Genomic DNA, 14,589 nt, shown 5'->3' with positions numbered 1-14,589 from the left:
CGACGATCTGGATGCGGATGCCGTCCCATTTCCATTCGGCGGCATAGTCGGCGAGATCGACGCTGTCGGCTTCGAGCGGATGGGCGAGCATGAAGGGGCGGAAATAGGGGGTGCCTTCGGGGTCCGGGCGGGTGGTGCGGCCTTCGGCCCAGTCGAACAGGGCCGTGTATGGGGGAGAAAGGGCGTGCCAGACCTGCTCCACCTCATCCACGTCGAGGCCGAAGCCTTGCGCGAAGCCGGTCTTGGCGAGGCGGGCGGAGATGCCGACGCGCAGGCCCCCGGTGGCGAGCTTCAAGAGCGCGAAGCGGCCGGAGGCGTCGAGATGGTCCATCATCTGTGCGAGCGCATCCGGCGCGGCGGCGCGGCTGACGGCGTGGAGGCGGTCGATGACGGCGGAGAGGCTGAGGGAGCCGTCGTCGATCTCCGGCGGCTGGTCTTCGCGCTTGGGCCAGAGCAGGGCGACGGTTTCGGCGAGGTCGCCGACATAGTCGCGGCTCATCTCGAACAGGACGGGATCGGTGCGGGCGCGGATCATTTCGCCAATGGCGGAGGATTTGACGGCTTTCAGGTCCAGGTTGCCGGTGAGCGCGGCGAGCGCCCAGCCGCGATCGGGGTCGGGGGCTTGGCGCATATAGGCGGCGATGAGGTCCAGCTTGCCGTTGCGCGAGCGGGTATAGACGAGGCCGTCTAGGAGTTGGGAGAAGACGCGCATAGCTAGATCAACATCCGTTCGGGCTGAGCCTGTCGAAGCCCCCCGCTGAGCGAAGCGAAGTGGCTTCGACTTCGCTCAGCCATGCCCTTCGACAGGCTCAGGGCGAACGGAATGGAAGGCGTCATCCTTCGTCCTCATCTTCCCGTCCGACCAGCGCCAGCGCTCGCGCCCTGATCTGGTGGGTCATGCACCAGTGGAGCAGGGCTTCCTCGCGGCCGTGGGTGATCCAGGTTTCGGTGGGGGCGACCTGCCGAATCGTGTCGGTCAGTTCGTCCCAATCGGCATGGTCGGAGATGACGAGGGGGAGTTCGACATTCTTCTGCCGGGCGCGTTGGCGCACGCGCATCCAGCCCGAGGCCATGGCGGTGATGGGATCGGGCAGGCGGCGGCTCCAGCGGTCGTTGAGGGCGGAGGGGGGCGAGACGATGATCGCCCCACGCATCTCCTTGGCAGGGATGCCGGTGGCGGGGCGCAGTTCGCCGAGGTCCACGCCGAAATCCTGATAGAGGGCGCACATCCGCTCCATCGCGCCGTGGATGTAGATGGGATCATGGTGGCCGCGCCCGCGCAGTTCCTTGATGACCCGCTGCGCCTTCCCCAGCGCATAGGCGCCGACCAGCACGCAGCGGTCGGGGTGGGCATGGAGCGCGGCGAGCAGCCGGTCCATTTCGCTGCCCGTGTCGGGATGGCGGAAGACGGGGAGGCCGAAGGTCGCTTCGGTCACGAAAATGTCGCAGGGGATCGGCTCGAAGGGGAGGCAGGTGGGGTCGGGGCGGCGTTTATAGTCGCCCGTCACCACGACGCGCTCGCCGGCATGTTCGAGCAATATCTGCGCTGATCCCAGCACATGGCCGGCGGGGACATAGCGGATCGTGACGCCGCCCATCCGCACGTCCTCGCCATAGCCGACCGCCGTGCCGCTGGCGGTGCCGTAGCGCAGCGCCATGATCGCCAGCGTCTCGCGCGTCGCCCAGACATGGCCGTGCCCGCCGCGCGCATGATCGGCATGGCCGTGCGTCACCAGCGCGCGCTCCTGCGGCAGCGAAGGGTCGATCCACGCATCGGCGGGGCGGACATAGATGCCGGTCGGGTGGGGCTCGATCCAGTGGGGCATGGCATGGTGAAGATGGGAGGGGGCGGTTGGGTTCCGCAAGGGGCTTGTCAAATCAGCGCTGCGCTATCCGGCCCTGGGCTCCGGCGCTCGCGGGAGCACGGCGTGAGGGAGTCATCGCAGCGTAACCTGCGCGTCATGCGGGCGACACGCCATTGCCCTATGGGCGCGGCGGACGACCCGGCAGCGAGGAGTGTGACATTGGCGGCTTCAACCCACAAGACGATCACCAAGGCCGTTCACAAACATAAGCATCTGTCGAAGCAGGGGCTGCTGGAGCGGGCCTTCACCTTCGCGTTCCGGGGTCTTGTCTATGCCCAGATCTGGGAAGACCCGGCGGTGGACATGGAGGCGCTGGCGATCGCGCCCGACAGCCATGTGGTGACGATCGCGTCGGGCGGGTGCAATGTCCTGTCCTACCTGACCGCCGATCCGGCGAAGATCACGGCCGTCGACCTCAACACCGCGCATATCGCGCTCAACAAGCTGAAGCTGGCGGCGGCGCGGCATCTGCCGGACCATGAGAGCTTCCACCGCTTCTTCGCGCGGGCGGACGACAAGGCGAATATCGCGGCTTATCGCGATATCGTCGCGCCGCATCTGGACGAGGCGACCCGGCGCTATTGGGAAGGGCGCGACCTTATCGGCCGGCGGCGGATCGGCGGGTTTGCGCGGGGCATCTACAAGCATGGGCTGCTCGGCCGGTTTATCGGCGCGGCGCATCTGCTGGCGCGGCTCAATGGCGTCAACCCCAAGCGGATGCTCGATGCGCGAAGCCGGGCGGAGCAGATCGAGATTTTCGAGCGCGAGCTGGCGCCGATCTTCGACAAGGGCTTCGTGCGCTGGCTGACCAGCCAGCCGGCATCGCTCTTCGGCCTCGGCATCCCGCCCGCCCAGTTCGAGGCGCTGGCGGGCGACGACCGCATGGACAGCGTACTCAAGGCGCGGCTCAAGAAGCTCGCGTGCGACTTTGACCTGAAAGACAATTATTTCGCGGTACAGGCGTTTGGCCGGGGCTATGCAGGGGGCGAGGGACCGTTGCCGCCTTATCTGCAGGCCGCCAATCATGACGCGGTGCGGAGCCGGGCCGAGCGGGTCGAGGTGCGGCATGTCAACTTCACCGACTTCCTCGCCAGCCAGCCCGATGCGTCGTGCGACCGCTATATCCTGCTCGACGCGCAGGACTGGATGGACGATGCGCAGCTGAATGCGCTGTGGGCGCAGATCACGCGCACCGCGCGGCCGGGCGCGCGGGTGCTGTTCCGCACGGCGGGCGAGCCGAGCATATTGCCGGGGCGGGTTGTGGACGCGGTGCTCGACCGGTGGGACTATCGCGCGGACGAGTCGCTCGATTATACCGCGCGCGATCGGTCGGCCATTTATGGCGGGGTTCACCTCTATGTGCTGAAGGGCGCGGCGTGAGCGATCATGGGGCGCTGATGGACGGGGTCTATCGCTATCAGCGGCATTTCTACGATCTTACCCGCAAATATTATCTGCTGGGGCGCGACCAGATGATCGCCGAGCTGGCGCCCCCGGCCGGCGGGAGTGTGCTGGAGATCGGATGCGGCACCGGGCGCAACCTGATCGCTGTGGGCAAGGCGTGGCCGCAGGCGCGGCTCTATGGCGTCGATATTTCCGAGGCGATGCTGGACACGGCGCGCATGGCGGTGGCGAAGGCCGGGATGGCGGATCGCGTGACGCTGGCGCAGGGCGATGCGTGCAAGTTCGATGCCGAGGCGCTGTTCGGGCAGGCGGCGTTCGACCGGGTGTTCGTCAGCTATGCGCTGTCGATGATCCCGGACTGGGAGGCGGCGCTGGCGCAGGCGGCGCGCTGCGTTGGCCGGGGCGGGCGGCTGGAGGTTGTGGATTTCGGGCAGCAGGAGCGGCTGCCCGGCCTGTGGAAGCGGATGCTGTTCGGCTGGCTCGCGCAATTCCATGTGTCGCCGCGCCGGGAACTGGCGGGTGCGATCGAGCGGCTGGCGAGCGAAGTGGGCGGATCGGCGTGGAGCCGGGCGCTCTATCGCGGCTATGCGGTGCGCGGGGCGCTGCTGGCGCCTTAGTGCATCGCGCCTTGAGCAAGAGCCGTTCGCCCTGAGCCTGAACGGAAGTGGGTGTGATCCCGATTTAGCGCGTTGCTCTAGCTTTCCGGCCGGGTCCAGATCCAGCCGCCGCCGATCAGCGCGGCGGCGACCGGGAGCAGGAACCAGGGCCAGGGCGAGAAGATCAGCGCCACCAGGATGCTGAAGCCGAAGCCGGCAAGGGCGGCGATCTTGCCCCGCCGGCTGATAGCGCCCCGTTCGCGCCAGCGGCGGATATGCGGGCCGAAATGGCGGTGATCGAGCAGCTTCGCCTCCAGTCGGGGGCTGGAGCGGGCGAAGCAGAAGGCGGCGAGGATCATGAAAGGGACGGTCGGCAGCAGCGGCAGGAATGCGCCGATCGTGCCGAGGCCGATCGAGACGAAGCCGGCGATGAGGTAGAGATGTCGCCGCATATGGCCCGGCTTCGCAGGGCGGCAGGTCGTTGGCAAGGGCGATCATCCGCCATATCACCGGGCCTGGGCCAGTATAGGGGATCGCCGATGGAAGCGCAGCCGCATCACGCCGTCCATTATGTCAATCGCGTGGGATGGCTGCGCGCGGCGGTTCTGGGGGCCAATGACGGGATCGTGTCGACCGCCAGCCTGATGACCGGGATTGCCGCTTCGGGCGCGAGCGCGCAAGCGATCCTGCTGTCGGGCATCGCGGCGCTGGTTGCCGGCGCGATGTCGATGGCGGCGGGCGAATATGTGTCGGTGAGCGCGCAGGCGGATACCGAACGCGCCGATCTCGCCAAGGAAGCAAAGGCGCTGCGGACTCAGCCCCATGCCGAATGGGCGGAACTGCGCGATATCTATGTCGAGCGCGGGCTGACGCTGGCGCTTGCCGGCCAGGTGGCCGAGCAGCTGATGGCGGCGGACGCGCTGGGCGCGCATGCCCGCGACGAACTGGGCATTTCGGAGGTGGCGACGGCGCGGCCGGTGCAGGCGGCGCTCGCTTCGGCCGCGAGCTTCGCCGCCGGCGCGAGCCCGCCGATCCTGGCGGCGGCGGTCGCGCCGGCAGGGCAGGCGATCCCGGCGGTGGTGGGCATGTGCCTGCTGTGCCTTGCCGTGCTGGGCCATGTCGGCGCGCGGCTGGGCGGGGCCAAGCCGGTGCGATCGATTTTGCGAACGCTGCTCTGGGGCAGCCTCGCCATGGCGGCGACGGCGGTCGCAGGGCATCTTTTCGGGGCGGCAATATGATGGCATGGTCGGCAGCGACCCACATAGGAGACATGCGATGACCGATATTCAATCCATTCCGCTCAAGACCATCAAGGGCGCCGACGCTTCGCTGGGCGACTATGCCGGGAAGGTCGTGCTGGTCGTCAATGTCGCGTCCAAATGCGGGCTGACGCCGCAATATGAGGGGCTGGAGAAGCTCTATGCCGAACACAAGGACAAGGGGCTGGTGGTGGCGGGTTTCCCGGCCAACGACTTCGGGGCGCAGGAGCCGGGCAGCAACGACGAAATCGCGACCTTCTGCACCACCAATTTCGGTGTCGACTTTCCGATGTTCGAGAAGATCGTGGTGACGGGGCCGGAAAAGCATCCGCTCTATGCGGCGCTCACCAGCGCGCAGCCCGACGCGCAAGGGGACGGGGCGGCGTTCCGCGAGAAGCTGACCGGATATGGCATCACGCCCAATCCCGAGCCTGAAGTGTTGTGGAATTTCGAGAAGTTCCTGATCGGCAAGGATGGGACTGTGAAGGCGCGCTTCGCGCCGACGACCGCGCCCGATGATCCGGCGCTCAAGGCGGCGATCGAGGCAGAACTGGCGGCGTGATGCTGCGGCTGATCGCCGGCGCGCTGCTGCTGGGCGGCGCGCCGGTGGCGCAGGCGGCGCTGTCTCCGGCGGAGCGGACGATGGCAAGCAGCGTGGAGGCGGGCTATGAGCCGGCGGTCGCGCTGCTCGAACGGCTGGTGAACCAGAATAGCGGGTCGATGAACGTCGCGGGCGTGAAGGCGGTGGCCGACATGCTGCGCCCCGAGTTCGAGGCGCTGGGCTTTACCGTCAGCTGGAAGCCGATGGATGCGGTGAAGCGCGCGGGGCATCTGATCGCGGTGCACAAGGGCAAGCCCGGCACGACGAAGATGCTGCTGATCGGGCATCTCGATACGGTGTTCGAGCCGGATTCGCCGTTCCAGACCTTCACCCGCGAAGGCGGCGCTTCCGGTAGTGATTGGGCGCGCGGGCCGGGGGCGGCGGACGACAAGGGCGGGGTCGTCACCATGCTGCTGGCGCTGAAGGCGATGCAGGCGGCCGGGACGCTGAAAGGCGCGAATATCGAGGTGGTGCTGACCGGGGACGAGGAGGATGCTGGCGAGCCGGTCAGCGTGGCGCGCGGCGACCTGATCGACGCGGGGAAGCGCGCCGATGTGGCGCTCGATTTCGAGGGGCTGTCTCAGGAGGACGGCAAGGATATGGGGTCGATCGCGCGGCGATCCTCCAACAGCTGGACGGTCAGGGCGAGCGGCAAGTCCGGGCATAGTTCGGGCATCTTTTCGACAAGCGCGGGGGATGGCGCGATCTATGAGTTGGCGCGGATCATCACGACCTTTCGCAAGGAACTGCCCGAGCCGAACCTGACCTTCAACGTCGGGCTGATCGGTGGAGGGCAGAGCGCCGACATCGACAAGGACGGGGTGCGGATCGCGGTGACGGGCAAGACCAATATCATCCCGCCTGTCGCCGTCGCCAAGGGCGATTTCCGCACGCTGAGCGAGGAACAGACGAGGCGAGTGCAGGCCAAGATGCAGGTGATCGTCGATGCGGGGCATCTGCCGGGCACATCGGCGACGATCGCGTTCGACCTTGGCTATCCTTCCATGGCGCCGACGGCGGGGAACCGGGCGTTGCTCGATCGGCTGAACGGAGTCAATCGCGACCTCAAGCTGGCGGAGATGGCGGCGCTCGATCCGCTGAAGCGCGGGGCGGGCGACATCAGCTTCGTCGCGGCCGATGTGGACGGGCTGGTGGGGCTGGGGCCGGCGTCGAGCGGCGATCATAGCCCGGCGGAGAAGGTGGACCTGGCCAGCATGAAGCGGCAGGCGAGCCGGGCGGCGATATTGATGAGCCGGCTGGCGCGCGAGAAGGGGCGGAAATAGGGGGGAACCGTTTCTCGACTTCAGTCGAAACGGCTTCTCGACTTCGCTCGAAGCGAACGGGTAAGGTAGATCATGCTCCCCCACTCGCCTTCGCTTGCCACCTCGATTGGTCCGGTGCTCGAGACGTTGAGCATCGGCGGGACGTTTGTGTTCGCGGCGTCGGGGGCGCTGGCGGCGGCGCGGTTGCGGCAGACGCTGGTGACCTTCGCTTTCTTCGCGCTGGTGACGGGGGTGGGTGGCGGCACGGTGCGCGACCTGCTGATCGGCGCGCCGGTCTTCTGGGTGGTGGACCCGGTGCCGGCGATCGCCTGCATGGCCGCGGCGCTGGTGGTTTGGTTCACGCCCCGCCGCTGGTGGAGCGAGCGGGCGCTCGACTGGCTGGACGCGATCGGGCTGGCGGCCTTCGCCGTGTTCGGCGCGGCCAAGGCGATGAGCTTTGGCGTGCCGCCCTTCGTCGCGGCGATGATGGGCGTAGTGACGGGCTGTGTCGGCGGCATCATGCGCGACCTGCTGGCGGGCGAGCCGTCGATCCTGCTGCGGCCCGAACTTTATGTGACGGCGGCGGCCTTTGCGTCGGGCTTGTTCGTCGGGCTGCGCTGGGCCGGGCTCGACGTGCCGGTGGCAGGGGTGGTGGCGGCGCTCCTCGGCTTTTTGCTGCGCGCGGTGGCGATCTGGCGGGGGCTGGCGCTGCCGGGGTACAGCACCGACAAAGACAACATAGGATAAGATTGCGCAATCAAACTGCGCCATTCGAAACCAAATCATCGATTTAAAATCGAAAATCCATAAACTTCATTGCGTTCTGCCGTTCTCTCGCTAGGTCTGCTTGACAGGGTAAAGATACCGCTAACAGGGGAGGGGACGGCGTGCAGCCAGCGGCAGCGCCTATTGGTCTGGGGGACCGGGCAATATTGGCCTATGTCGGGTCGGACGGGGTGGATTTCGCCCTGCCGTCTTCGGCGCCGGGCGACGTGGTCGGCGTAGAGCGGATCGGCGCGGCGGATTGCCCGACTTTCACCGATGCGCTGATGCGCTTTGCCGCGCGCCATGCCCTGCCGCTGCGCGAGTGCCGGCTGTTCATGTCGATCGCGGGCGCGGTGAATGGCGCGACGGTGCGGACGACCAACGGGCGCTGGTTCATATCCCTGTCGGGATTGCAGGCGGTGACGGCCGGCGAACCGGTTATCGTGAACGATGTGGCGGCGATCGCCTGGGCGACGGCGGAGCGGCCGGCGGCGAGGCCCTTCGGCGCGGCGGGCGACCTGTTCCGTGGGCAAAAGGGGCGGCACGCCGTCGTATCGGCCTGGCGTGGCGGTCTGGGCGCGGCCTGCGTCGACCGGCGCGACGGGTTCCTGAAGATCGTCGAGAGCGAGGCGGGGCATACGCCCTTCGCGGTCGAGAATGAGGAGGATTGGCAGATCGCCAAGGCCTGCATCGCCCAGCATGGCGACGCATCCTATGAGCGCATCCTGTTCGACCTGATGGACGGGGTGCCGCTGCATCATGCGGTCGCGGGGGCGGAGCTGGACCGGCTGTTCGTGACGTTGCTCGGCCGCTACAGCGCGACCATCGCACTAACCTTCGCGGCCTGGGACGGGCTGTATCTGTTCGGGACGGTGTTCGACCGGATCGGGGTGCCCCACAATGCGCCGGCCTTCCGCGCGGCGTTCGAGGGCAAGGGCAAGCTGCGCGGGCTGTTGCAGCAGACGCCGACGCAGCTCATCCAGATGCGGCACGGATCGTTGAACGGGCTGTCGATCCTCTACAGCCGGACGCGGACCAGCTAGCTTAGGCCGCCTGGCGCTCTTCCAGTTCCAGTTCGAGCCGATCCCAGATTTCGACCAGCGCCGAGACGAGGTCGCGCATCATTGCTTCGCTGTGCGCCGGGCCGGGGGTGAAGCGCAGCCTTTCGGTGCCGCGCGGGACGGTGGGATAGTTGATCGGCTGCACATAGGCGCCATATTCGGCAAGCAATATGTCGCTGATCCGCTTGGCCTTGACCGGATCGCCGACCATCAGCGGGACGATGTGGGTGACCGACGGCATCACCGGCAGGCCGGCGTCGCGCATCAGTTGCTTGAGCAGCGCGGCGGACGCCTGCTGGCCTTCGCGCTCCGCGTTCGAGCCCTTGAGGTGGCGGACGCTCGCCAGCACGCCGGCGACGAGGACGGGCGACAGCGAGGTAGTGAAGATGAAGCCCGGCGCGTAGCTGCGGATCACGTCCACGATCATCTGGTCGGCGGCGATATAGCCGCCCATGACGCCGAACGCCTTCCCCAGCGTGCCTTCGATGATGGTGACGCGGTCGGCGACCTCGTCCCGCTCCGAAATGCCGCCGCCGCGCGGGCCATACATGCCGACAGCGTGGACTTCGTCGAGATAGGTGAGCGCGTTATATTCGTCGGCGAGGTCGCAGATGGCGGCGATGGGGGCGACGTCGCCGTCCATCGAATAGACGCTCTCGAAGGCGATCAGCTTGGGCGCTTCGGCGTCTTCGGCCGCCAGCAGTTCTCGCAGGTGATCGACGTCATTGTGGCGGAAGACGCGCTTTTCGCAGCCCGAATTGCGGATGCCCGCGATCATGCTGGCATGGTTCAGCTCGTCCGAAAAGACAATGCAGCCGGGCAGCAGCCTGGCGAGGGTGGAGAGGGTCGCTTCGTTCGAAACATAGCCTGAGGTGAAAAGCAGAGCGCCTTCCTTGCCGTGCAGGTCGGCAAGTTCGGCCTCCAGATCGACATGATAATGGGTGTTGCCGCCGATATTGCGCGTGCCGCCCGAGCCTGCGCCGACATCATGGAGCGCTTCCTCCATGGCGGCGACGACCTTGGGATGCTGGCCCATAGCGAGATAGTCGTTGGAGCACCAGACGGTGATCGGCTTGGGACCGTTATGGCCGTGGAAGCAGCGGGCGTTCGGGAAAGCGCCCTTGTTGCGGAGAATGTCGATGAAGACGCGGTAGCGGCCTTCGCTGTGGAGCCGGTCGATCGCCTGCGAGAATATATGCTTGTAGTTCACGTAGCCTGCCCTGATCCCGCCGGTCGCACCCTCTTCAAAGGGCGCGTTTAACGGCTTCGGCGTGGTTTTTCCAGCGATAATGGATCGCACCTTAAGGGGAAAAGGCGATCAGGGTGATTGGACCTTTTGTCTAGGGTGGTTTGAGCCGAGGTCGTGCTCCTGCGAAAGCAGGAGCCTAGGGTGCAAGGTCACTTCCGTCGACCCTGGGCTCCGGCCTTCGCCGGAGCACATTGTTCTACAAGGGTTCGATATGGTCGAGGCCATAGCCTGATAGCGCCGGGCGGAGCGCATTCACACCTTCATCAAGGCGGGTGAACACCGCTACGCCGGGCGCGGGGGCGGCAGGCCAGGGCTGGCCTTGCGTCAGGTGCTGGATGCGGCGGGCGATGCCCTCGCCGCCATGGACGAAGCCGATGGGATGCGGCGCGGCGGCGGCGAGTTCGGCCTCCACCAGCGGGAAATGGGTGCAGGCGAGGACGACCATGTCCATGCGGTCGCCGCCGGGCTGGTCGAGGAGGCCGGCGAGCGCGGTGCGGGCGACGAGCGGGTCGAGCGGCGCCCCGCGTAGCTTGGCTTCGGCGAGCTGCACCAAAGCGGCTGAGCCGTGGCGCAGCACGGTGCAGTCCGCGCCATGTTCGGCCGCCAAGCGATCGACATAGGGCTGGCGCACGGTGGCGTCGGTGCCGAGGACGCCGAAAACGCGGCTTTTGGAGAGCAGGGCGGCGGGCTTGATCGCCGGCACCGTGCCGACCACCGGAATGTCGAGCGCAGCGCGGACATGCTGGAGCGCGATGGTGGACGCCGTGTTGCAGGCGATGACGGCGAGGCGGGGGCGGTAGCGCTCGACCAAGCGGCCGAGGAGAGCGGGGACGCGGGCGGCGATCTCCGCCTCGCTCTTGGTTCCATAGGGGAAGCCGGCGCTGTCGGCGGCATAGACGATCGGCGCGGTGGGGAGGGCAGCGCGGGCCGGGCCGAGGATCGAGAGGCCGCCGACGCCGGAATCGAAGAAAAGCAGGGGAGCGTTGGGAGCGACCATCATCGCCGCTGTGTCGCGGCAGCATCCACGCCTGTCAACGGGTGAGCGGGGCGGGCTTTGCCTCAGCCGCCCCTATGCCCGCTCCGGTTTGGCGGATAAAGCCGGCCCGACAAAGGAGAAGGCGCATGACCGAACCCAGCATGAAGCAGCGGATGATCGCGGGCGAACCCTATCATGCGAGCGACCCGGAGATCGTCGCGGATCAGCTGGCGGCGGCGGAATGGATGCGCCGGTTCAACGCCAGCCTGCCGCCCGAACGCGAGGCGCTGCTGCGCGAGCGGCTGGGCGCGGTGGGGAAAGGATCGACGATCCGGCCGCCCTTCCACTGCGACTATGGCTTCAACATCCTTCTGGGCGACGGGGTCTTTCTGAACTTCAACTGCGTGATATTGGACGTGGTCGCGGTGACGATCGGCGACGCGACCCAGATCGGGCCGGGCGTGCAGATATTGACCGCCGACCATCCCCGCGATCCGGCCGAGCGCGCCACCGGGATCGAATGGGGGCGGCCGATCATGATCGGGCGCAATGTGTGGATTGGCGGCGGAGCGATCATCCTGCCGGGGGTGACGATCGGTGACGATGCGATGATCGGGGCGGGGAGCGTAGTGACCCGCGACGTGGCCGCGGGGGCGACGATGGTCGGCAATCCGGCGCGGATCGTGGACCTTCAGGCGCGGCGCGCGGCCTCAGTCGGGTAGCTGAGCGACAAGATCGCGAAGGGCGGCGCGCATCTCGGCATATCGGGCGCGGTCGGCGGGATCGGAGGAGTCGCGCAACGTCGCCAGGTCGCCGCGCAGCTGATCGATGCGGCGGACCGCCATATCGCGCTTCACCCGGTCGATCCGGGTCTTGAGCTTGTCCACTTCGGCGAAGGCTTCGGTCCTTTCCCAGTCGGGCTGACGCTGAACCAGCACATCGACCGCGTCCAGCAGCTTGCCGATCTGGCGGCCATAGCTTTCGGCAGCGACGATGGCCTGCTCGGTTTCGGGCGCGCTGCTGTTCTGGCTGTTGATCGTCAGATTGCCGAACGACCAGCCATTGTTGAAGGATTGCCAGAGCCTTTGCGGGGCAAGCGCCATGCTGGTCCAGCCGTTGAAAAGCGCGTCCAAGGGGGTGTCGGTCATTGCGGCCTCCGGGATCGGGCCGCAGCGTAGGACAGGGACGGGCGAATGCAAGCGCGGGCTTAAGCGAACAGCGAGTGGGACAGCTGATTCGCGGTTTCGCATCGGTGCGATTCTGGATAAGATGATGGTATTGCTCTGAAATGGGATCGGGACGGTCGGCCATTGCTCCGGGGCGCTGTCACGCTATGGTCGCGGGCGTCTCTTACCGGCGGATCGCATGACACCTCCCTGGCTTCTCCCTGCTTTCGTGCTGCTGTTGGGCTATGCGCTCGGCTCCATTCCCTTCGGCATCATCCTGACGCGGCTGGCGGGCGCGGGCGACCTGCGGCAGATCGGGTCGGGCAATATCGGCGCGACCAATGTGCTGCGGACCGGGCGCAAGGGGCTGGCGGCGGCGACATTGCTGCTGGACCTGCTGAAGGGCGCCGTCGCCGTGCTGGTCGGCGCGGCGCTGATCGACGGGGGCGGGCCGATGGCGGGCGTGATGGCGTTCATCGGCCATTGCTATCCGGTCTGGCTGCGCTTTGCCGGGGGCAAGGGCGTGGCGACGATGATGGGGGTGGTGAGCGCGCTTTACTGGCCGGCGGGGATCGTGTTCGCTGTGGTGTGGCTGGGGATGTTGTTCGGCACCAAATGGTCTTCGGTGGGCGGCATGTCGGCGGCGGTGAGCGCGCCGGTTGCGATGTGGGCGTTCGGGCGGATCGACCTTGTGCCCGTCAGCCTCGCCATGGCGCTGATCCTGCTGTGGCGGCATAGGGAGAATATCGGGCGGTTGATGAAGGGCACGGAGCCCAAGATCGGGTCCAGCAAGGCGTGAGCGAGGCTGAGCGGTTCGACCGGCTGCGGCTCATCCGCTCGCCGCGCATTGGGCCGGTCAGTTACCGGCAGTTGCTGGCGCGCTTCGGGTCGGCGGGGGAGGCGTTGCGGGCTATTCCTCTGCTGGCCGAGCGCGGCGGCGGGCGAGCGAGCGTGGCGGCGGCGGATGCGGTGGAGCGGGAGATCATGGCGTCGCGGGCGTTGGGGGCGCGCTACCTGCTCATGGGCGACGCGGACTATCCCGTGCTGCTCGACGCGATGGAGGGTGCGCCGCCGGCCTTGATCGTGAAGGGGGATGGCGCCCTGGCGGCGCAGCCCTGCGTGGCGATGGTGGGGGCGAGGAACGCTTCGGCGGCGGCGTGCCGCTTCGCGCGGACCCTGGCGCAGGATCTGGGGCAGCGGGGCGCGGTGGTGGTGTCGGGGCTGGCGCGCGGCATCGATACGGAGGCGCATCGCGGGTCGATCGAGACCGGCACGATCGGGGTGATCGCCTGCGGGATCGATGTGGTGTTTCCGCCGGAGAATAGGGATTTGCAGGCGGAGGTCGCGGAGCGCGGGCTGCTGGTGACCGAGCATCCGCCGGGCGTGCAGCCGCTGGCCCGGCATTTCCCGGCGCGCAACCGGATCATCGCGGGGCTGGCTTTGGGGACGGTCGTAGTGGAGGCCGCGCCCAAATCCGGCTCGCTCATCACCGCGCGGCTGGCCGGGGAGGCGGGGCGCGAGGTGATGGCGGTGCCCGGATCGCCGCTCGACCCGCGCGCGCAGGGCTGCAACGAGTTGATCCGGCAAGGCGCGACTTTGGTGCAGAATGCGGCGGACGTGATGGAGGCGATTGGCGGCTTCGACGCGCGGATGGTGCGGCAGGGGCGCTTCGACTTTGTCGGCGAGCCGGTGTCGAGCGACGTGGCGGCGGGCGAGCGGGCGGCGGTGGTGGCGCTGCTGGGCCATGCGGCCGTGCCGGTGGACGAGCTGATCCGCCTGTCGGGCCTGTCGCCGGCGGTGGTGCAGACGGTGCTGCTGGAGCTGGAGCTGGGCGGAAGGCTGGAGCGGCATGCGGGGGGGAGGGTGAGCTTGGTGTGATGTCCTGCCGTCATGCCAGCGAGGGCTGGCATCCCGCTTTTGTTGATTTATCGCGCCGTTCAAAGAAGAAGAGAGATGCCAGCCTGCGCTGGCATGACGGGGGTGGGCGGGATGTTTCTGTTCTGGTGGACGCAGCAAAATGCCTCCGTCATGCCAGCGAAGGCTGGCATCTCAGGCGGCGGCGGGTAACATCGCGTTATGCGGGGAGGCTGGACCTACATCATGACCAACAAGCCGCGCGGCGTGCTGTATATCGGCGTGACCAATGCGCTTCATGCTCGGGTGGATCAGCACAGGCGCGGCGTGGGATCGGCGTTCTGCCGGCAGCATAATCTTCATCGGCTTGTCTTGGCTGAACGCCATGAGGATATTCGGGAGGCTATCGCCCGGGAGAAGGCATTGAAGGCGTGGAAGCGAGAATGGAAGATACGTTTGATTGAGGAGGCGAACCCGGAATGGCGCGATCTGTTCGACCTTGGCGCCTAGACGCCTGAGATGCCAGCCTTC

The 14,589-nt window shown here is 67.3% G+C and carries 16 protein-coding genes and 1 pseudogene; 11 read left to right on the top strand and 6 right to left on the bottom strand.

Annotation, left to right across the window (positions count from 1 at the left end; translation table 11 throughout):
• A pseudogene (locus V2B31_RS06050) lies at positions 1-712 on the bottom strand (cisplatin damage response ATP-dependent DNA ligase); the annotation flags it as partial.
• A 121-nt stretch (positions 713-833) separates the two neighbouring features.
• Positions 834-1,826 carry a ligase-associated DNA damage response exonuclease gene (locus V2B31_RS06045; protein WP_328276432.1) on the bottom strand — a complete coding sequence of 331 codons (993 nt, stop codon included), beginning with the start codon at positions 1,824-1,826 and terminating at the stop codon, positions 834-836.
• Positions 1,827-2,024: 198 nt separating this feature from the next.
• On the opposite strand from V2B31_RS06045, the gene V2B31_RS06040 reads away from it, so the two are divergent.
• Together V2B31_RS06040 and V2B31_RS06035 are read left to right on the top strand one after the other, a co-directional pair.
• Positions 2,025-3,245 carry a DUF3419 family protein gene (locus V2B31_RS06040; RefSeq protein ID WP_328276430.1) on the top strand — a complete coding sequence of 407 codons (1,221 nt, stop codon included), beginning with the start codon at positions 2,025-2,027 and terminating at the stop codon, positions 3,243-3,245.
• A complete protein-coding gene (locus tag V2B31_RS06035) occupies positions 3,242-3,886 on the top strand; it encodes a class I SAM-dependent methyltransferase (RefSeq protein WP_328276428.1) in 645 nt (214 codons plus the stop codon). The genes V2B31_RS06040 and V2B31_RS06035 overlap by 4 nt, the downstream gene beginning before the upstream one ends.
• A 77-nt stretch (positions 3,887-3,963) precedes the next feature.
• Here the strand turns inward: V2B31_RS06035 and V2B31_RS06030 are convergent, their stop codons facing one another.
• Positions 3,964-4,317 carry a YbaN family protein gene (locus tag V2B31_RS06030; RefSeq protein ID WP_328276426.1) on the bottom strand — a complete coding sequence of 118 codons (354 nt, stop codon included), beginning with the start codon at positions 4,315-4,317 and terminating at the stop codon, positions 3,964-3,966.
• 87 nt (positions 4,318-4,404) lie between these two features.
• Between V2B31_RS06030 and V2B31_RS06025 the strand changes: the two genes are divergently transcribed.
• The 5 genes from V2B31_RS06025 (at position 4,405) to V2B31_RS06005 (ending at position 8,795) form a co-directional block, all read left to right on the top strand.
• Positions 4,405-5,103, top strand: coding sequence for a VIT1/CCC1 transporter family protein (locus tag V2B31_RS06025; protein ID WP_328276424.1), 699 nt, complete (start codon positions 4,405-4,407; stop codon positions 5,101-5,103).
• A gap of 37 nt (positions 5,104-5,140) precedes the next feature.
• Positions 5,141-5,686 carry a glutathione peroxidase gene (locus V2B31_RS06020; protein WP_328276422.1) on the top strand — a complete coding sequence of 182 codons (546 nt, stop codon included), beginning with the start codon at positions 5,141-5,143 and terminating at the stop codon, positions 5,684-5,686.
• The gene (locus tag V2B31_RS06015; protein WP_328276420.1) at positions 5,686-7,008 is read left to right on the top strand and encodes a M20/M25/M40 family metallo-hydrolase; all 1,323 of its coding nucleotides are present in this window, start codon (positions 5,686-5,688) and stop codon (positions 7,006-7,008) included. Before V2B31_RS06020 ends, V2B31_RS06015 begins: the two co-directional genes overlap by 1 nt.
• Positions 7,009-7,080: 72 nt before the next feature.
• Positions 7,081-7,734, top strand: coding sequence for a trimeric intracellular cation channel family protein (locus tag V2B31_RS06010; RefSeq protein ID WP_328276418.1), 654 nt, complete (start codon positions 7,081-7,083; stop codon positions 7,732-7,734).
• A 140-nt stretch (positions 7,735-7,874) separates the two neighbouring features.
• Positions 7,875-8,795, top strand: a complete 921-nt coding sequence (locus V2B31_RS06005; RefSeq protein ID WP_328276416.1) for a glucokinase — start codon at positions 7,875-7,877, stop codon at positions 8,793-8,795.
• 1 nt (position 8,796) lies between these two features.
• Here V2B31_RS06005 and hemA read toward each other — a convergent pair whose 3' ends face one another.
• Positions 8,797-10,023, bottom strand: coding sequence for a 5-aminolevulinate synthase (gene hemA, locus V2B31_RS06000; protein WP_328276414.1), 1,227 nt, complete (start codon positions 10,021-10,023; stop codon positions 8,797-8,799).
• 235 nt (positions 10,024-10,258) lie between these two features.
• On the bottom strand, positions 10,259-11,062 hold the full coding sequence (gene murI, locus V2B31_RS05995) for a glutamate racemase (protein ID WP_328276411.1): 804 nt from the start codon (positions 11,060-11,062) through the stop codon (positions 10,259-10,261).
• Positions 11,063-11,184: 122 nt separating this feature from the next.
• Here murI and V2B31_RS05990 point away from each other — a divergent pair, with 122 nt between their 5' ends.
• A complete protein-coding gene (locus tag V2B31_RS05990; RefSeq protein WP_328276408.1) occupies positions 11,185-11,760 on the top strand; it encodes a sugar O-acetyltransferase in 576 nt (191 codons plus the stop codon).
• Here the strand turns inward: V2B31_RS05990 and V2B31_RS05985 are convergent.
• A complete protein-coding gene (locus V2B31_RS05985) occupies positions 11,749-12,186 on the bottom strand; it encodes a hypothetical protein (RefSeq protein ID WP_328276406.1) in 438 nt (145 codons plus the stop codon). The two genes, V2B31_RS05990 and V2B31_RS05985, sit on opposite strands and share 12 nt — an antisense overlap.
• A 217-nt stretch (positions 12,187-12,403) precedes the next feature.
• On the opposite strand from V2B31_RS05985, the gene plsY reads away from it, so the two are divergent.
• From plsY to V2B31_RS05970, 3 genes are all read left to right on the top strand, one after another.
• A complete protein-coding gene (gene plsY, locus V2B31_RS05980; protein ID WP_328276404.1) occupies positions 12,404-13,003 on the top strand; it encodes a glycerol-3-phosphate 1-O-acyltransferase PlsY in 600 nt (199 codons plus the stop codon).
• Positions 13,000-14,082, top strand: a complete 1,083-nt coding sequence (dprA, locus tag V2B31_RS05975) for a DNA-processing protein DprA (RefSeq protein ID WP_328276403.1) — start codon at positions 13,000-13,002, stop codon at positions 14,080-14,082. The genes plsY and dprA overlap by 4 nt, the downstream gene beginning before the upstream one ends.
• Before the next feature lie 198 nt (positions 14,083-14,280).
• Entirely contained in the window at positions 14,281-14,568 is a 288-nt protein-coding gene (locus V2B31_RS05970) for a GIY-YIG nuclease family protein (protein WP_328276401.1), read from the top strand.
• Positions 14,569-14,589: the final 21 nt, after the last annotated feature.

Origin of the sequence: Sphingobium sp., from assembly GCF_036170395.1 — a bacterium.
In the GTDB taxonomy this organism is placed as follows: Bacteria; Pseudomonadota; Alphaproteobacteria; order Sphingomonadales; family Sphingomonadaceae; genus Sphingobium.
This window is presented reverse-complemented; position numbering and strand designations above follow the sequence as displayed.